This window comes from Thermotoga profunda AZM34c06, assembly GCF_000828675.1.
Taxonomy (GTDB): domain Bacteria; phylum Thermotogota; class Thermotogae; order Thermotogales; family DSM-5069; genus Pseudothermotoga_B; species Pseudothermotoga_B profunda.
Genome location: NZ_AP014510.1, coordinates 1,865,338 through 1,884,019, shown reverse-complemented (window position 1 = coordinate 1,884,019; position 18,682 = coordinate 1,865,338). Strand labels below are relative to the sequence as shown.

At 38.8% G+C, this 18,682-nt stretch carries 17 protein-coding genes and 1 tRNA gene; 2 read left to right on the top strand and 16 right to left on the bottom strand.

What is annotated here, in order from left to right; translation table 11 throughout:
* Positions 1–2: 2 nt before the first annotated feature.
* Genes TSP02S_RS09195 through TSP02S_RS10875 form a run of 3 tightly spaced genes read right to left on the bottom strand, consistent with a single transcriptional unit; the run spans position 3 to position 4,097 of the window.
* Positions 3–1,277, bottom strand: a complete 1,275-nt coding sequence (locus TSP02S_RS09195; protein ID WP_041084367.1) for an MFS transporter — start codon at positions 1,275–1,277, stop codon at positions 3–5.
* Between the two features lie 37 nt (positions 1,278–1,314).
* Positions 1,315–2,145: a DMT family transporter gene (locus TSP02S_RS09190; protein ID WP_232503696.1), complete on the bottom strand. Its 831-nt coding sequence runs from the start codon at positions 2,143–2,145 to the stop codon at positions 1,315–1,317.
* A complete protein-coding gene (locus tag TSP02S_RS10875) occupies positions 2,142–4,097 on the bottom strand; it encodes an HD domain-containing phosphohydrolase (RefSeq protein ID WP_070104626.1) in 1,956 nt (651 codons plus the stop codon). The genes TSP02S_RS09190 and TSP02S_RS10875 overlap by 4 nt, the downstream gene beginning before the upstream one ends.
* Positions 4,098–4,215: 118 nt before the next feature.
* Between TSP02S_RS10875 and TSP02S_RS09180 the strand changes: the two genes are divergently transcribed.
* Positions 4,216–4,452 (top strand): S4 domain-containing protein, encoded by a 237-nt coding sequence (locus TSP02S_RS09180; RefSeq protein WP_041083587.1) that lies wholly within the window; start codon positions 4,216–4,218, stop codon positions 4,450–4,452.
* Here the strand turns inward: TSP02S_RS09180 and TSP02S_RS09175 are convergent.
* From TSP02S_RS09175 to TSP02S_RS09125, 11 genes are read right to left on the bottom strand one after another with little or no spacing between them, the layout of a single operon-like run.
* Complete coding sequence (locus TSP02S_RS09175; RefSeq protein WP_041084363.1) at positions 4,429–5,142, bottom strand: biotin--[acetyl-CoA-carboxylase] ligase; 714 nt, start codon at positions 5,140–5,142, stop codon at positions 4,429–4,431. The genes TSP02S_RS09180 and TSP02S_RS09175 overlap by 24 nt on opposite strands.
* On the bottom strand, positions 5,142–5,771 hold the full coding sequence (locus tag TSP02S_RS09170; protein ID WP_041083586.1) for a hypothetical protein: 630 nt from the start codon (positions 5,769–5,771) through the stop codon (positions 5,142–5,144). Before TSP02S_RS09170 ends, TSP02S_RS09175 begins: the two co-directional genes overlap by 1 nt.
* Positions 5,731–7,017: a glycosyltransferase family 4 protein gene (locus TSP02S_RS09165; RefSeq protein WP_052465417.1), complete on the bottom strand. Its 1,287-nt coding sequence runs from the start codon at positions 7,015–7,017 to the stop codon at positions 5,731–5,733. The genes TSP02S_RS09170 and TSP02S_RS09165 overlap by 41 nt, the downstream gene beginning before the upstream one ends.
* Positions 6,995–9,325: an efflux RND transporter permease subunit gene (locus TSP02S_RS09160; RefSeq protein WP_041083585.1), complete on the bottom strand. Its 2,331-nt coding sequence runs from the start codon at positions 9,323–9,325 to the stop codon at positions 6,995–6,997. Before TSP02S_RS09160 ends, TSP02S_RS09165 begins: the two co-directional genes overlap by 23 nt.
* On the bottom strand, positions 9,301–9,768 hold the full coding sequence (locus TSP02S_RS09155) for a hypothetical protein (RefSeq protein ID WP_041083584.1): 468 nt from the start codon (positions 9,766–9,768) through the stop codon (positions 9,301–9,303). Before TSP02S_RS09155 ends, TSP02S_RS09160 begins: the two co-directional genes overlap by 25 nt.
* Positions 9,765–10,361, bottom strand: a complete 597-nt coding sequence (locus TSP02S_RS09150) for a hypothetical protein (protein WP_041083583.1) — start codon at positions 10,359–10,361, stop codon at positions 9,765–9,767. Before TSP02S_RS09150 ends, TSP02S_RS09155 begins: the two co-directional genes overlap by 4 nt.
* Positions 10,358–11,569 carry a S41 family peptidase gene (locus TSP02S_RS09145; RefSeq protein ID WP_041083582.1) on the bottom strand — a complete coding sequence of 404 codons (1,212 nt, stop codon included), beginning with the start codon at positions 11,567–11,569 and terminating at the stop codon, positions 10,358–10,360. The genes TSP02S_RS09150 and TSP02S_RS09145 overlap by 4 nt, the downstream gene beginning before the upstream one ends.
* A 12-nt stretch (positions 11,570–11,581) precedes the next feature.
* On the bottom strand, positions 11,582–12,355 hold the full coding sequence (locus TSP02S_RS09140) for a tRNA (adenine-N1)-methyltransferase (RefSeq protein WP_041083581.1): 774 nt from the start codon (positions 12,353–12,355) through the stop codon (positions 11,582–11,584).
* Positions 12,352–12,810 (bottom strand): GerMN domain-containing protein, encoded by a 459-nt coding sequence (locus tag TSP02S_RS09135; protein ID WP_041083580.1) that lies wholly within the window; start codon positions 12,808–12,810, stop codon positions 12,352–12,354. The genes TSP02S_RS09140 and TSP02S_RS09135 overlap by 4 nt, the downstream gene beginning before the upstream one ends.
* Complete coding sequence (locus TSP02S_RS09130) at positions 12,811–13,725, bottom strand: DUF4941 domain-containing protein (protein WP_232503807.1); 915 nt, start codon at positions 13,723–13,725, stop codon at positions 12,811–12,813. It abuts the gene before it with no gap.
* A gap of 5 nt (positions 13,726–13,730) precedes the next feature.
* Positions 13,731–15,404, bottom strand: coding sequence for a nucleoside kinase (locus TSP02S_RS09125; RefSeq protein WP_408645537.1), 1,674 nt, complete (start codon positions 15,402–15,404; stop codon positions 13,731–13,733).
* A 61-nt stretch (positions 15,405–15,465) separates the two neighbouring features.
* On the opposite strand from TSP02S_RS09125, the gene TSP02S_RS09120 reads away from it, so the two are divergent.
* Positions 15,466–15,541: transfer RNA gene (locus tag TSP02S_RS09120), tRNA-Gln, on the top strand.
* A gap of 41 nt (positions 15,542–15,582) precedes the next feature.
* Here the strand turns inward: TSP02S_RS09120 and TSP02S_RS09115 are convergent.
* The gene (locus TSP02S_RS09115) at positions 15,583–17,184 is read right to left on the bottom strand and encodes a SurA N-terminal domain-containing protein (protein WP_041083578.1); all 1,602 of its coding nucleotides are present in this window, start codon (positions 17,182–17,184) and stop codon (positions 15,583–15,585) included.
* The gene (gene lysS, locus TSP02S_RS09110) at positions 17,181–18,680 is read right to left on the bottom strand and encodes a lysine--tRNA ligase (protein ID WP_041083577.1); all 1,500 of its coding nucleotides are present in this window, start codon (positions 18,678–18,680) and stop codon (positions 17,181–17,183) included. The genes TSP02S_RS09115 and lysS overlap by 4 nt, the downstream gene beginning before the upstream one ends.
* Positions 18,681–18,682 lie beyond the last annotated feature (2 nt).

Sequence of the window (18,682 nt, the reverse complement as noted above, 5' to 3'; positions counted from 1 at the left end):
TATTACCCCCTTTCCTGCCCAAGTGCAATCATTTTCTGTTCAAGCGATTGCACATCTTTTGCGAAATAGAAGGTCAGCAGAAACAAAAAGATTGAACAACCAAACCAAAAATATGCCGAGACCTTCATAGCCGCTCCGAGAGAACCCAACAGTACAGAGAATGATCCACCGATCCATCTACCAACTCCTGTTCCAAGTGAGTCAGTCAGGTTGAAGATCGAAAAGATCCTTCCACGGTCCTGTGGCTCATTCACATTCAAAAGCATAAATTTCACATTTGCACCTGTAAGGCTGTCCATCAAAGCCGCGAACAACCCAAGCATTCCAAGGATGAAAAGACCTCTGTATCCCACGGCAGAATAGTCTATTGTGAGAACCGTGAGCCAGACGCCAAGCGCTGTGGTGACTGCGCAAAAGATAGGTACCGATGGTTTGGATATCTTGTACAACCTTGAGCCAATCCATCCCCCAATGATCGTACCGAGAATACTCCCCAACCCAAAGACCAAGAAAACAAACGTCGCAGTCTCGACCGATAGATTTCTCTCTCTACGAAAATATTCAACCAGAAAATACGGTATGGCACCCCAGGGAACTGTACCGAGTATACCCTGGAAAAACAAAAAGAGGTTGGTTTTAACTGTTATCAATTTAGCATAATCTTGCATCTTCGGTAACTTTGGATACGTATAACCCGCCTGTACCAATTCACCAATTCCCTTTTCAAAAGCACCACGCTTTGGTTCTTTGAGTACAAACAACGCAATCAAAGCAAGTACTATATTTGGAAGAGAAACCAGTATAAATGGAATTCTCCAGCCAAATGTCGGTCCAACAAAGCCACCAACGATCATACCCAAGATCCCACCTATGGACATCGCAGATGCCAAGATAGCCACGATCTTTCCCCTGCTGACTTCATCAAACATATCTCCAACCAGCGAATAGACTATTGGAAAACTCGCTCCCACGCCGATCCCAGTTAATACACGCCAGAAAAATAGCTGACCAAAAGATGTAGAGAACGCCGTCATAAAACATGGAATTTCTCCAACAAGGATGGAATAAATCAATAAATTTTTTCGATTGTACTTATCTGACAAATAACCCCATACCAGACTTATCAGCGCACCTATGATCGTGAAAACAGCTCCAACAAGACCTATATGCGCATCGGTTACGTGAAATTCATCCTCGATCATGCCAATAGTCGGAGACATCACCATTTGATCGGCATTCAAGAGTACTAACAATACCACCAGAAAAAAGACAGACAAAAAGGTTTTCACAATGCCACCTCCCACAGCAATAATCTCATTTGAGCAATAATGCAAACACTATGATACCAGTACCCAGTAACTTGAATAGACCAATTGGTTCTGAAAGAAGCCAGAAAGCCAAGAAACTCGCAACGGCTGGTTTGAGATAGAAAACCAAACTCGTTAAGGATGGACCAAGTCTTTCCATGGCTTTGAAATAGGTAACATATGCAAGACCTGTTACAAAGACACCGGCATAGATCAAAATCAGCCATTGAGAAATCCCAATATGAGGTATCTTCAAATTACCTGTGAAAATCAAAAGAACACCGTATATAAGTCCTGCCGAGAAAATAGAAATAGCCGTGGCATTCAGTGAACCATATTTCAATGTAAAATCTCTCATTAACACTGCGTAGAGAGCAAAAGTCACTGCAGCGCCTATGCCACACAACAAACCAACTATACTATCACCTTCAATTCTTCCATAAGAAAGAATCAAGATTCCCACTAATCCAACTCCCACACTCAGAAATCTCTTCGTGCTGAATCTTTCTTTACCGAGTAATAATGATAATACTGTCACAAATAAGGGATTTGTTGCTACAAGTGTCGCTGCAGTCGATGCATTTGAGAATTTGACAGCCAGTTGCAAAAGCGACATCGACAATACGCCGTTGATTGAGCCTATTAAAACCAGTAAAATCACATCTTTGAAAGGTATCTTTTTACGAATGAAAATCAGCAGAAAAATACCTCCAAAGAGAAATCTGAAGAAAGTGAGAAAGAAAGGATCAACTTGATTCATCATAGGTTTGGTGAGAACTTCCATGGAAGACCAAAATAAGAGTGTGGCTGCTAAGTAAAGATAGACCAAACTGCTCACTCCTTTTTCAAAAGCTCAATGAATATCTCCACGATCAGTGGATCAAATTGGCTGCCAGCATTTGCCTTCAACTCTTCAATCGCTTTTTCACTTGACATTGCTTTTCTATAAGGTCTATCACTGATCATTGCGTCGTATGCATCAACCACCGCTATGATTCTCGATTCAATTGGTATCTGTTCTGCTTTAAGACCATCTGGATAACCATTTCCATCAAATCTTTCGTGGTGGTGGCGTACTATCTTTGCGATATCTCTCAATCCCGCCTTTTCAAGTAGATCGGCTGCTACAACTGGATGAATTTTGATTGCTTCGAATTCCTCAGGTGACAACTTTGAACTCTTGCACAATATTTCTCTTGGTATTGCAATTTTTCCAATATCATGAATAAGACTTGCCCAATAGACTCTTGCAATTGCTTCGTCATTCAAAAATAAATTCTGCGCAATTTTCACAGCGTAATCACTCGACCGAGTTGAATGTACAGCCGTATAAGGTTCATGATAGTTCAAAATCGTTATCAAAACATCGTTGATCCTTCTGTAAAACTGTTTTTCATTCTCTTCATAAGATTTTATTCTCAAAAAGACCCTTACTATATTTAAAAGACTTTTGGCCATCTCAATTTCACTTGAAATTTTCTTCTCTGAATGGTTCAAAAGAATCAGATATAGATCATTTGATCTAATACTAATCGCTTCATAAACTTTTTGATGTTGATCAAAAGTATATGGAAGTTGAAGGGGTAAGCCTTCGAATCGCCCTTCAGGTAAATTATAACTATCTATAGATGAAACAACTTGAACTCCATCTTTCGTTTGAAGATAGCATAGATTCATATATGAAAGGGCAGCCGAGCAATTTGGAGCCACAGATCTCACCATTTTTAAAAATTCCCAGCAGAATTCTTCATCTTTTGAAAAAGTTGCAAGTTGACCAAATAGATTCAATGATTGGGTAAATCTTTGAATAGCATTTTCTAAATCCTTAAGAGTTTTTTCGAGTTCCTCATTCAGGGTTTCTAATTCCTCACTCTGTGCTCTGATTTCCTCGTTTGCTGCGATTAATTCTTCGTTTTTGTGGATGAGTTCTCGCAAAGCCTTGTTCAATTCATCTGTACGAGTTGCCACAACCCTTTTCAACGAATTTGTCCACAGAACGAACAATCCCGCCACTACTATCGCCAAAACCAAGGCTGTTTCAACCCACTTTGGGATCACACGCTTTTCCATGTAAGTACCAAGATAGCGGCTGAGTAATTGATTGTAACTCTCCTGGTTTGATTTGATCTTGTACAAAAAATCATCTATAGCTTGAATTACTATCTGATTCTTCTGTGTATTCTTAGGCAAGGCAAATCTGAGTTCAATTGGTGAGAAGACTATTCCACTTATGTTGAGTGAATATCGCTGTACATTATTTTGGGCAAAGATTCGGCTGACGATACATGCATCTGCCAATCCCTTTTTGACGGCTTCGAGGGCTTTTTCATAATCCTGAACATAGAAATATCTCACTTTCATTTTAAAATCGTCGATTTGCTTTTTCAGGTATTCTGCATAGACGTCGTTATTGACAATCGCTATGATTTTATCTTGAAGATCCAGTAAGCTGCTGAGTGTCCCCTTTACACAAATTACTCCCCAGTTGAGTATAACCGCTTGATTGTTGAAATCGAACATTTCAGAACGTTGTGGTGTATATGCGATCGCCGTCATGAGATCGATCTGCCCATTTCGAAGTTTATCAAGTAGTGTGCTGAATTCATCAAAAACGTACTCGATATCCCAGTTGTTTGTCGATGCTAATTGCTCGAGTATTTCAGCATACAGACCAGATGCCCTTCCTTCTGAGAACTCGATCAGTGGCGGGTTATGATAGACTCCCACTTTTAATGAAGTTGAAAAGCAAAGACAGATCAACGTAGTACATAAAAAAACCAGCCACTTCATTGTTCCTTACCCCCACAGACGTTGTTAAAATTATAACATGCTTCATTAAGCAATTGTGTTGATGATAAGAGTCTATATTTCAAATGATTGCATTATAATAAAAATGGGGGGCACGATATTGAGGATAGATAAATACTTGAAGTTGACTGGATTGATAAAAAGAAGAACGGTTGCTCAACAGATGCTCTTACATGGAAAGGTTCTGGTGAACAACAGGGTGGTTAAACCATCTTATGAGATCAAGTCTGAAGATATTTTGAAGATCATTCACCCTTTCAAGGAAGTAGTTGTCCGCGTGGTTTCAGAAACAGAATATGAAATCATAAGTCAATCAAGGCTCCAGGATCTCCAATGAACTCACCTGTATTTGTTGATCATCAACGGTCAGAATCATCTTTTCATCTTCTATTTTGAAAATCTTTCCTGTTTTAATATCATCCCCCAACTTAAAAGTTATTTGTTGACCTTCCTTTTGAATCAACAAACCTTTCCAAACTCTTGTCAGAGCCTCGGGTTTATTCAAATATCGCCTCAATAGTTGATTGATATATTTGAGAATAATTTTGAGAGTTGTCTTGAGATCATAGTCTTTGGTAGAGATTTCACGAAGGCTCGTGGCTTTGTCTTTCAGCTCTTTTGGAATATCGTTGTTCACATTCAAGCCGATACCCACAACGACTACTTTCAACGTACTTTCTTCAAAGACAGATTCACTTAAAATACCAGCCAATTTTTTATCTTTGTAGTAGACATCATTTGGCCATTTGATCTTTGTGTCTATCTCAAAAAAAGATAGGGCTTTGACTATTGCAACACAACAAATTTTGGTGAAAAATGTCGGTTTAATCTGTTTTCTTGGCTTGAAAAGAATTGAAAACCACAGACCTCCTTCTGGTGAATACCAGTATCTGTTGTACCTACCTCTGCCAGATGTTTGAGACTCAGCAACCACGATTGTACCGTGGGGTAGTCTGTGCCAATTTTCTTTTAGAAAATCATTTGTAGATGGTAAGGTCGCAACCCAAATGATTTTTTCACCAATCATCAATAAATGATCCACTTCCATATAAAACTCAAAATGACTCCACTTACAGGGCTGATCCACCAAGTGTGATTCACCTTTTTGACAAATAAGAGTCTGTAGAGTAGTCCAATACCTATACTTGCGATGGCAAGTAACGGTTTTGAAGCCAGGATAAAGACAAAGATGGCCAATCTCTCAGATATGCCATCCACGTCGGGTAAAAATTCATCTGCTGGATAATAGTTACGAAAGATATAGGTTATGGCTACTGAAACAACACTCATCCCCATGAGATATAACACGAATTCTGGTGATAAGTAGGAATTTCGAAGCAATGGGGCAAAGATCAGGTTAACTACTAATGCCACAGCGATTCCAGTTAATTCAATGATATCGACGATTCTTTTGTTTTTTCGATACCATTTCACACGTAAAACATCGAGAACGGCATGAACAAGTGAAAAAATCAAGATTATCGCAATCCCTATGGTAGATTTTAAGAGTGTATCAAATGTAAATGCCAAGATTGCCAGTATTGACCAGGCGATATGGCCAACTAATTTACTTCCTGAATAAGTTCTGATCTTTGCATTGTTAGTAAAAGCATGGTCAGCTACGACGTGACCGAGTAAGATATTTAGTGGTAACACGTTTCACACCTCCGCTGTTTATGGTCTCAAAGATTTTCGTGGGAATATTTTTCATCTTTTCTACCATGATCTCGATCCAAACATTATCACGAAAATCATGTTGACACGCGCCTTCCTCGATAGCTTTTGAATAAGAGCTCTCTAACAAAAGTGCTTTGGCATCTATGGACCAATTTTTGACAACATACTCTTTCCCTATTTTACTCATTTGTTCATGGAGATTCTCGTTACAGAGCAACTGTTCGACCTTTTCAACAAACTCAGAAAGAACGGGTTCTTTAACTAAAAGTGCACCTTGTCCATCTACCAACACATCAGCCACGCCCATCTTTGCCACTGCCACTACAGGTGTGCCCGCCGCGAGAGATTCGAGTACCACTAAACCCTGAGTTTCGCTCTCAGATGCGAAGATAAACAGATCAGCCTGTCTGTAGTAATTGGCAAGTGCTTTTCTTGGCATATAACCGGTGAATGTCACGTGCGATTGTACATTGAGTTCCACAGTCAATCTCTCGAAAGAAGCCCTTTCAGGACCATCGCCGACGATTATCAAATGAGTGTCGTAGTTTTTCCGGAGTAGTTCTTTCAAGGTCTGAATTACAAAGACTACATTTTTCTCCTTCGCAAGCCTGCCAACAAAGAGAAGAATTTTTGATCTATCATCGATGTTGTGAATTTTTCTTATGTTGAACTCGTTTACGTTGTCAAACAGTTCTACATCGATCCCTGTTGGAATGACATCTACAGGTTTGATCACGCCGTATCTGAGTAACTCACTTCTTATCTTCTCAGTAGGTGCAATTACCCGATTTACCATGTTGCAAAACCACGCAGAAAATTCTTCTACACTCTTTGCCGAAGGAGTAAGTGGTTTTGGAATGTAATGTCTGTATTCCACCAGCAAAGTGTGATAAGTGTGAACATGCGGTATTTGTAAACGTCTCTGAACTGTCAAAGCCCTAAAACCAAGTGCGAAAGGAGCATGGCTGTGAATTACTTCTATTTTCTTCTGTTTGACGAAATTCAGTAGAGGCAACAATCTTCCACTGTTGGGTATCACATGATTCTTTTCCCATTTGAATTGAATTCCACCTATGGCAAAGACTCTATCATCCTCAGGTCCTATAGGAGCTACTACATAAACCTCATGTCCAAGCTTCTCAAGGGCTCGTTTGTAGAGACTAACAGATGTCGCAACCCCATTGACTTGCGGCATGTATGTATCAGTGAACATCGCGATTTTCAACAACATCACCACCTTTGAAAAAATATTCCGTTACAAAGATCGTTACCAACCAAGTTACCGAAAGACCTATACCCATCAAAATCCCAAACTCTTTCAAAAGTTTTCCTTCAGCCAGTGAGAAACTGCCAAAAGCAACGACGGTTGTGAAAGTGCAAAAGGTGACTGATTTCAACGTTCTAACAAGTCCATCCAAATCTCCGATTTTTGAGGCATGTCGCATATGAATCAAACCATCGACACCTGTTCCCACCAATATTGGTATCAAAAGTAAAGTCATGAAAGTAGCATGAATCCCCATGATTGAACCAATACCAAAGGCAATTACTATTGAAATCATCACCGAAGCAAGTATCAGCAAACTTGCTCTCAATGATCTTGTGTCTATCAACAACATGACAAAAACACCCAAAGAAACAAAAAGGGAAAGCCAATAAATCGTACCTTTCATATCATTCATCACGTTATAAAGTATCGCTGGGTAGCCATAGGATTTGACATTGTTTTTCTGGAAAAAGTTGTAGACTTCTTTTATTCTGTTTTGTTTGTAAAGATCTTGAGCGGTGTCCGTGTACAATACGAATTTCGTTTTTCCATCTTTTTCATAGAACAACATTGGAACATCTTTTTTCAGTTCATTCAGTATATCCTGCATATTTTTCGAGTTTCGCACCATTGAGAGCATTTCAAGGATCTGACCATACATACCAACTCTTTTGAAAACGGCAACCAATACGGGGTTATTCACCACCTGGAAAAGTTCAGAATACATATTCGGTAATGTTTTTACGACGTCATCAGACGCGTATTCCAAGATGTTCAAAACAGATAGAGGAGGAATCAAAATGCCAGAATTTTTTATGATCGAATCTATTCTTTTGAGATCTTCAAGATCGTCAGCCAGAACACAAATTTCTCCAAAACCAACCTTTTGAAAACTCCTTTTCACTTCTTCAAAAGCTATTGAAGATTCTGCCTTTTCTGAAACTAATCCCGAAGGGGTGTACCAATAATTCTTGAGATTCATTATTCCTAAGGGTGTAAAGATGACTACAATCGCTATGGTCATGATTCTAATCAATTTCTTTGTTTTTCCTTTGAAGAAAAACGAGAAATCTTGTTTTCTCCTGCTTTCTTTTATTCTCGGCTTGAATACCAGCAAAAGTGATGGGAGAAATAAAAACATTGTGATGAAAAACACGGATACACCGATGATGGCAAATAAACCCATTTGCACAAAAGGCTTTGAGAGTCCAAAAAACATTGAAGAAAAAGCACCGATCGTTGTTAAAAGTGCAGCACAAGCTGGACGAACAAATTCAGAGATGCTAATCGATACAGCATCAGATTCCACTCTTCCTTCCTTTGCGTGAGAAGTCACCTTTGTGATCATATGGATCCCATAATCGATACCAAGTCCAAGAACCATTGCATTGACAAAAGAAGTTACTATGTTTATCTCACCTAAGAAGAATTTCGTGATGCCAAGTGTCATACACATGGCTACAATCATCGAGATCAGTAAAAGCCCTAAGGTGGAAATACTCCCATAACCAAGGTAGATCACAAGACAGATACCTGTAAAAGATATGGCCGTTGTCAAGAGAAAATCTTTTCTCACTTGTTCATTTGACTCAAAGATTCCAACTGCAGTCCCTGTAAAGAGAAATCTCACATTGGTTTCTTTCGTGATCTGCTGAGCGATCTTTTTTAGATCCATTATTGCTCGACTCACACGATTGACATCTATGATGTTGTCTTTCAAGACAAAATTGATTATGACAACACGTTGATCTGGCGAAACCATTGTGTATTGTTCTATTCCTTTTCTTTTTTCATATTCTTCCAACAATTGCTCAACGGTGATGAATGACTGTGCAAGTTTTCTGTACTCTGAAAAATCCAGCAAGTTATTGGTATTTAAACTAAAAGAACTACCCATACCTTTGAGAGTATTGGAGTCTATCGCTAAAAATCCGTACTTAACAAAGACTTCTGGATTATCGAGTTTCATTGTCTCGACAATATAATCGGTCTGCTCAAACTTTTCTTTCAGCTTTTCTAAAGCCATCTTGGTTTTTTCCACATCGCCATTTGTATAGGCAATTATGGTAAGGGTATTTGATGAGAGTTTTTCAGCTAAGAAATCAATCTGATCGACATAAAAGTCTGCACCCTTTGGTGCAAGACTGGCTAAGTCAGAATTGATAGTAAGGTTTGCGATTCCATAATAACCAAGTACCACCGAAAGAACGATAAAGACTATTAAGATCAACAATCGATATTTCACAACAAAGTTACCGAAAACCAACGTCTCACCACCAATATAACCAGTATGCAGACCACCGTTCGAATTATATGAACCGACAATCTATAGCAATTGAAGGAAAACAGCAATGAATGAACAAAACCTATAGAGATAGAAAATATAGGTGGTAAATCAAGAATTTCAAGGATTCTGAGATATATGGGAACAAAAAAATACGGAATGAAAAATAAGGGCAGAGAGAAGATTTTTTTGAAATTTCTTTCAAGTAGTGCAACAACCCCACAGAGAATAGCAATATAAATGAAGACGATCAGATTAAACTCAATGTAATAGGAAAAATAATTCGTGTTTAAAAGCACATATCGTATTTTATCTGACAATGAAAACCACAGTGTGTTGACGAGTATAAAAGGTATCAACAATGTCCAATAACCAGCAACTTTCATGATCTTCTTTGGTGAATACAAAAGCTCCAGACAATTCATTGGGCTTTAACCACCTCTATACCGTATTTGTAAGACATCGATACAAGAGATCCGATTAATTGATCTTGACTTTTTTGCAAATCGACATCTGGTCCTTCACCATTCAAAGCCATCAAAATCACCTTTGCCACATCAATATGATCGCTTAGGACATATCCATCGTTGGTTAAAGTCACCCTCGGTTTATAAATAAACTGCACATCTTTGAATACAAATGATGAATAAATCAGATATTCATAATTTTGAATTTTCAAGATGATTTTCTTTTCTACAGGCTTCATTCCAGCTTTTTTTTCGACTTCATTTATCATCTCTTGATAAGCAGAAAACGATCTCGCCCGAACAACTGAATTTCTAAATGATAAATTCAAAGTTATCTTTTGTCCCATTGAAAGAGCCTTTTTGTAAAAAAAAATCTGTTCCGCAACGGTTTTCAATCTACTGAACAAAGAGATAAAAGGTGAAGACATTACAACACGTGGGAATGGGTTTATGGTGAAAGATTCTCCCTGTTTGTTCACCGGAAAATAAATGATCGTGAAAACGACGAAACAAACCAGGAAAACCACCACAGCCATTCCCACTGATGTCATTTGACCATCTCCAGAAGAACCTCCAGACCTTTGATTATATAAGGATCGTTCATGTCAAGCTCGATTATTTTTTTCGTATAATCAACTGCAGCTGATTGACGTGCGGTACTCGTCGCTTCTTCAACAAAAACATCCGGATCGATTCCTATTTTGTGAATATCCTTTCCAGATGGAGTCATGTAATGTGCCGTGGTCAAATAGAGTGTACCGCCATTACTCAATGGAAATCCTGTTTGTACCGATCCTTTTCCAAAGGTTTTCTGTCCGACGACTTTTGCAATCTGGTAATCTTTTAATGCTCCAGTCAATATCTCAGACGCTGAGGCAGAACCTTTATTAACCAAGACAACGATAGGTACATTTGGATAGTTATTGCCCTTCGATTCATATACCTCCTCTATTCCGTAACCATTCTTCGTTTTGACAACAACGCCTTTGTCTATGAAGTAGCTGGCGACCTCTATAGCACTATTCAAATAACCTCCTGGATTGTCTCTCAAGTCTATGATCAAACCCTTAACACCCTTTTGAAAGATCTCATTCAGTGCCTCTGCCATTTCTTCAGATGTCTTTGCGCCAAATCTCGTTATGAGTGTGTACCCAATACGCCCTTTGGATGTCTCGACGAATGTATGCTTCACTGGAATTATCTGTATCTTCTCTCTCACGAGTTCAAAAGTCAACAATGAATCGACACCTTCTCTTAGGATTTTTATCCTAACTGTCGATCCCGGTTGACCACGTAGCCTTCTGACTGCTTCCATGTATTCCATTTCGCTAACGGGTTGATCATCTATGGTGACTATCCTGTCACCAGCCTTCAGACCGGCTCTCCACGCAGGTGTACCATACATGGGTGAGACAACCTTCACGGCTTTGTACTCACTGTCATATGTAACCTCAATACCAAGACCACCATATTCTCCTTCGAGTTCTATTTGTTTTTCTTCCATCTCTTCTGGGTTTTCATAGTAAGAGAAATCATCACCCAGTCCTTTGACTAAACCATCTATTGCCGAGTCCATCAGTTTATTCAAGTTAATTTCATCTTTCTGATAATATGCGTTCAATATATAAGACAGGGTCTGATAGAAAGGTTCAAGCGCTTTGTTCACATCTTTTGGTGTAACAGCTGCTGAAAGAATCCAACTTGCGAGTACCACAGAGACTGAGAGAATAATGACAAACAGCAGAGAATTTCTTTTCATTTTCATCCCTCCTCAAAATTCACTGACTTTCCTGGCAAATATCATGAAAGCCGTGTGAGCAACCATTCTATCAAATGGTCTAAGCCTTTCATGAACGGGCTTGTATTGTCTGAATAAACTTTCCCACACTTCTACACCGACAAAACCGTATTTTTCAAGTTCGGCAAGAACCATTTGTACTTGGTTGGTTGTCGGACAAACGATACCTATATTTCCCGATCCAATCAACGCATTATAGCAATTTTGAATGTAATTCCAAGGATCAGGCACATCCAAGAAAATAGCATCCACGATTTCGTCAAAACCTTCTTTTATATCCTTGAGTTTGATAACAACCCTTTCCAATAGACCCCATTTCGATAGATTGGACTGTGCAAGGTTTTTAAAATCCTCTCTCTTTTCATATGCAAAAACTTTTCCAGAAGGTCCAACGCATCTTGCAAGTGCTGCACACATTGCACCACTACCAATCCCAGCGTCTATTACGAGATCACCCTCTTTAATATCCAACATCAGTAATATATAACCTATGTCCTTTGGGTAAACAATTTGTGTTCTCCTATTCATTTTGAAGATTTCATCGACAAATCTGGGACGCATTATCCTGAAATGATTTCCATTTCTCGACTCACATTTACTGCCATATGGCTTGCCAATTAGATTCCCCAAATCAATAACACCTTTGTGAGTTCCAAGAGTTGTATCTTGAACTTGTACAATAAAACTCGAACCATCTTCAAACTCAAGGATTACTCTATCATCTGGCTTCACAAGATTCTCTCTCATGATCCTCCCTCAACTGGCCAAGTAGACCATATCTGCCTTGGAAATCCATAACGTATGTCGACGTAATTGACAAGTTTATCGGCTCTTTTACCGTCGATTGTAATATAGACAGAATCTATTGCTTTGAAATTTTCAAAAATAGTCCTCAAGATCTGATGAATCAGATACCGCTCTTGTTGGAAATCAATGCCCAAAAGGACAGCCGATCTGAAATCAATGACTAAGGATTTCTCGACAAAAAAATATGCCCTTAGAATATTTTTTGGAACAAAACTCGTCATACCTGACACAGGCTCTGCGAGTTTATCAAACAAGAAATTCAATACATCATCCTTATCATAACTCACATTCACACTCATTGGCAACAAATTTTCATTCAGATAAAACAGAGTATAATTTCTGCATAGAATAACTACCGGCAATAAGACAAGAAAAATCAAAAATTGCTTTCTCATTTATTGAAGCAACTCCTTTATATAATCTTCTATTTGAGATATCTTGGTATCATCCGAAAGCAATAAAACCATGGATATTCTTCCAACGGGCAAGCTGTACAGTGGACATATTTCTAATTTGAGATTAAAACGTGTTGCTATTTGTTGAGCTATTTTTCTGTTCTGTGCGTAAATCGGCCAATCGGAACCTTCAAAATCTGGTGAATAAGGTCTGATAATTATTCTGTCATCGCCATTTGAATAAAAAAGAAGAACGCCATCTTCGGGGATTTCAGAAGCTTGATCGAAATTCAAGAGAACGATCTCGCCAGTTGAAAAAGTTTCTTTCATGAGAATGATACGAATGAGCCCCGGCATTTCAATCTTTTGCTCGATCTTTTTGTCAGTCCGCACAGTCTTTATCAATTGACCTGGTTTATAAATTTGACCATTGATCGCGACGAATCCATCACTAACAATATCTATTTGATTTTGTCTCTGTGTGAACACAAGTCTATTTGAACCGCTATATGTTATATCGATTATGTCATCTGTTTGGATTATCTTGTTTATTATCATATCGGCTAATACAATCCCAGATTCTTCTTTAATGAATGGCAATTGAAAGGCTGTCAAAATGCTATCCATAGGGACTGCCTTACTCTTGACTGTAATTCCATCTACCACAAAGACATTAGAACCAGCGGCAAATCCCACCGTGTGTCCATTCCACACAAGATATTGAAAATCCCCGATCTCTCCGATAGATAGACTATCAATACCGATCATTCTTGCATAGTTTTCCATAAAAGAAACAAAAGAAGCCCAATTCATGGTATTCTCAAGATCCGCCGATGAATACATGAGTTTTTTACCGATGTATAGATCAAATGAAAAACAACTCAGAGCGATAGCAACTACAACGAAAAATACCACTCTTTTCAATATTTGAAAACACTCCTTCCAACAAATTCTCTGAGAATAGAACTTCTTGGGATATCTTCGATGTTCGTGATTGGTAAGAAATAATCTAAAAGCTTTGTCAATCTCAATGCCTCTGAATATTCCGGTTCATCTGGAGAAATCTGGACTAAAAGCTGTTCTGCAAAGATCTTGAGTACTGCGAGTTCATATACAATAGCCGAATTGAACATGACATCTGCCTCTTCTTGAAATGGGAAGATATTTCTCTCTTCTCCTCTTCTGACATTCGGCCACATTCTGAGTGTGGTGAGTGCAGAATGACCTCTGAATTTGTAATCCCGTACAATTCTTCTCAACAACCTGGTATCGGTCGTCGTTATCCGATTGTGTGCATCGAGATTGAGTTGAGTCAAAGCACTTACATATATTTTGAATTTATACGATCTGTCGATCGAAGATGTCAATCTCTCGTTTAAACCATGGATACCTTCAACGACAATTGGCTGATTTTTATCCAACTTAACAGGCTTATCTGTCCAGATTCTTTTACCAACTTTGAAATCAAAACGAGGTAGTCGTACTTCTTTTCCTTCAAGTAGATCTATCAAATTTTGATTGAATAGTTCTAAATCTATCGCTTCAATCGACTCGAAATCGAAGTTTCCCGATTCATCACGCGGCGTCTTTTCTCTGTCTACAAAATAGTCGTCAAGAGAGATGCTCAAAGGCTTGAAACCAAAAACCTTCAACTGAATCAATAAACGTTTTGCGAAGGTAGTTTTACCAGAAGACGATGGGCCAGCTATGAGAATCACGCGAGCACCGCTATTGGCGAATTGCTCAGCGATTTGGGCGATTCTTTTCTCATGCAATGCCTCGCTGAGAAGCATCAAATCAATCACTGCGCGTTCACCACTGGCTATGAGTTCGTTCAGATCAGCCACAGTGTTTATTCCTATGACATCAAGCCAGCGAGCATATTCCAGGAAAACCGACGACAACTTCGGCAATGGGTTTGGTTTTTTGACATTCTTAGGATCAGATTGATTCGGCAAAATCAACAAAAGACCGTCGTTTTGCTTATCAATGTCAAAATACTTCAGATAACCCGTACTTGGTGGCATATAACCGTAATAATAGTCATAGTAATCCAGACATTTATACAATTTCACCGTCTTCTTTTTTCTGAATTTGAATAGTCTGATTCTGTCTGCATCACCTTGATTTGAAAAAATCTCGAAGGCTTCATTTTTGTAAAATTCATGTTTTTCAAATTTTATGTCTTGCTGGATTAGTTGCTGCATTCTATCTTTGATCCTTGATATATCTTCATTGGTGAAATTTTTTCTCTCGCCGTTTCTTCTCAACTCGCAATACAACGCATTTCCAATGGAATGCAATACCCACAACTGATAGTCTTTGTACAATTCTTTCAAAACCATGTGTAATAAGAACAACACACCTCTCTGATAGATCCTCAAACCATCTAACGTGGAAAGATCTATGAAATCAACTGTTCCACCCCTATCAAGTGGTTTATTCAGTTCTACTATCGCATTGTCAATTCTTGCTGCAACAATTGGTGTTGAATGGTATTTACTGTACTTTGAAACATAATCTATCAATCTTTCGCCTTGATCGATCATTAATTCTTCTTTAGTATCGTTGATCTTGAGTTTGAGCTTCTCCAAAAATATCACCTCTTTTGAAATGTTGACGTTGTTCCCTGACAATGGTAAAATTATATCACGGTGGGGCGTCGCCAAGCTGGTAAGGCATCGGACTTTGGATCCGACATTCGGAGGTTCGAATCCTCCCGCCCCAGCCAAATAAAAGCGGGCTTTTGCCCGCTTTTGTTTTTTGACGACTTCACTTGAGTTCGTTCAGGGCTGCTTCAAAATCGATATAACTTGGGTCGATTTTCTTGAGCTCCTCTAAATAAAACCTGGCACTTGTCGCATCTTCGAGTGATTTGCTCAGGTCGTACAGATTGTAATAAGAACTGGCACGCATCTCTGTTGAAGCCTTTGTATCCAATGCTATACTCGAAAAGCCTGACTCGATTTCTATAATACTCTGGAGCAGATACTGAAGATACTCAGGGTATAGATAAGGCTTTATCTCTGAGTATAGTAATGAAAAGTAATTGTACTTCACGTCCAAATTCTGATTATCGATGTCATACATTCTCCTGGCTACTTCTAATGAACTGGGATACTGCTCGTACAAATTTTTCACGAGTAATGTTTTCTCATTCTGGAGTTGCTGCCATTTTTCTTTGGTTTCGGTGGTATCTGAACTCAAAGAATCTTGAATCTTTTCAATCAAGACCACATAGGCACTCTTTAATGTATCGGGTGCATCGGGCAAGATCGTACCATCTTCAGAAAAGATCTTTTTCTTTAGATCCTGCTGAATCTGTTCAAGTTCAGTAGATGTTGAAGTCTCGCTTATCTTTCTCCAAGAATCGTAGATCTCGTTTGCAAAAACTAACTCTACATTGTTCTGTTTGACATAGCTATCATACCATTCTTGCATTTTTTGCGACTGCAGTGAATTTTTCTCCGTTTCATAGGCATCCGAGAGGGTAAAGGAATTGAAATCTTTGACTACTGTAGCATCTTCTACTTCTAAGATATACCAAGAATTACCCAATGCAATTGGTCCGACGACTGTCCCCGTTGCACCAGAGAATATGTCATTCTCGTATTTTTCATCGAAGATACCCCTGGTCAAACCGGGATAATCCATCACGCTCAGATTCATCTCACTCGCGGCAGAATCAAAGTCGAGTTCCAAAAGTTTTTTCATGAATGTTTTTGCTTGATTTTCATCAGAGAAAGATACCAACTTAGCATCGACTTTGTCGTAATTTTTCTTTATCTGATCAAGATTCTCTTCAAAGTGTTTTTTCATCTCATCGGTATCTACTTTGGCAACGCTATTCATTACCTTTTCTTGGGTCAAAGATTTTTCAATAGAAGGTTTTAAAACCTTTGTTAAGTAGACATCTACACTCCCATATTGTTGTTTGAAATATTGGGATAAGGATTGATCCTTCTCTATTTGCTTTTTGTATTCGTTCAGTTTTGCCTCTATCTCTTTTTTAGTGACAGTCAATTTATTCTGTTTGGCGTAATGAATTATTACTTTTTCTCTCAACAACTGTGCGAGTAAATTGGCTTTTTGTTGTGGCTCTTGGAACAATGGATCAAGCGAATTGATGCCGTATCTGCTTAGAAGGTTACTGTACTCGCTGTCGAGTTCTGCTGGCAAAACCCACGTTGCAGAATCTGAAATTGATGAGCCGTTGATTTTGATATAACCTACTGCTTGGTCGATAGAAGAACTTCCACTTGAAGTCCTTGTGGAAAGATAACTGGCAACTGACCACCAAGCGATTCCTGCAATGAAAGAAGCCGCTATAATCCAGACTATGACCTTTTGCCATTTCTTGAACCATTCTCTCATTCTGCCGCACTCCCTTCGAACACGTCCTCATCATCACTTTGAGTGACAAGTGGAAAAGCTATGACATCTCTAATAGATGGTGAATCTGTCAAAAGCATCATCAATCTGTCAATACCTATACCAAGACCTCCCGTTGGTGGTAATCCATATTCCAGAGCTCTTATGAAATCTAAATCCATCCTGTGTGCTTCCTCATCACCGGCGTCTCTGAGTTTCAACTGAGATTTGAACCTCTCAAACTGATCGTCTGGATCGTTCAACTCACTGAATGCATTGCCCAGTTCCATTCCAAAAATAATGGGTTCAAATCGTTCAGTCAATCTTGGATCTTCTCTGTGTCTCTTAGCTAAGGGAGAGATTTCCACCGGATGGTCCATCAAGAAAGTTGGCTGAACGACCTGATCTTCAACCAAATCCCAAAGTTTCTCTATCATTCTGGCTCTTGTGTTTGTATCGAGTTCAACACCTCGATCTTTCAAAACCTTTTCAAGTAGTCTTTCGTCGTCTCCGAGTATATCAACACCGAGTTTATCTTTTATAAACTCTCTCATTTTGAGTCTCCTCCAAGGGGGAGTGAAGTCAAGCTCGGTGCCTTGATAATTTACTTTGTAAGAACCGTATAAGTGGAAAACAAGGCTTGAGATAAGTGTTTCAGTCAATTCCATCATATCGTGATAATCCGCATAAGCTTGATAAATCTCTATCGATGTGAATTCTGGACTATGTTTATACGATATGCCTTCATTTCTAAAATTCTTACCAAGCTCGAACACCCTTTCAAACCCACCAACGATATACCTTTTCAAATGAAGTTCCGGTGCTATTCTCAAATACATTTCACAATCAAGCGCCTCGAGCTTCGTGACAAAAGGCTTTGCTGCACCACCACCAGGTATGAAATTCAGTATTGGGGTTTCGACTTCGACAAAGCCTCTTTTGATCAAAAACTCTCTTATAAAGGATATGGCTTTGTAACGAATTTTGAATCTCTCTAAAGTCGAATCGTTGGCTATCATATCGACATATCGCTGTCGGTATGCTACTTCTTTATCCTTCAAACCATGCCATTTTTCTGGCAATGGTCTTCTCGATTTGCTCAACAATTGGTATTCTTTGACATATATAGTCAATTCCCCTGTCTTGCTTTTGAATGGAAAACCAATTATTCCTACAAAATCACCTGGTGCAACATATTTCTTGAACAGGTCGTATTTTTGCTCCGAAACCTCTTCTTGCCTGATGTAAGCCTGTATTTTCCCATCAAAATCGCGCAATGTGAAAAAACACGATTTGCCATGAAGTCTGATCGTCATAACACGACCAGCAGTTATGATTTTTTCATTTTCCAGTACCTGTCCTGGCTGCAAAAAATCATAAGATTGGTGAATAATCTTCGTAGTGTGCTTTTTTTCAAATTTGTATGGATATGGGTTAATTCCAAGAGATCTAAGTTCCTCAATTTCTTTCGCACGTTGTTTGCGAATTTCTTCTATCACAT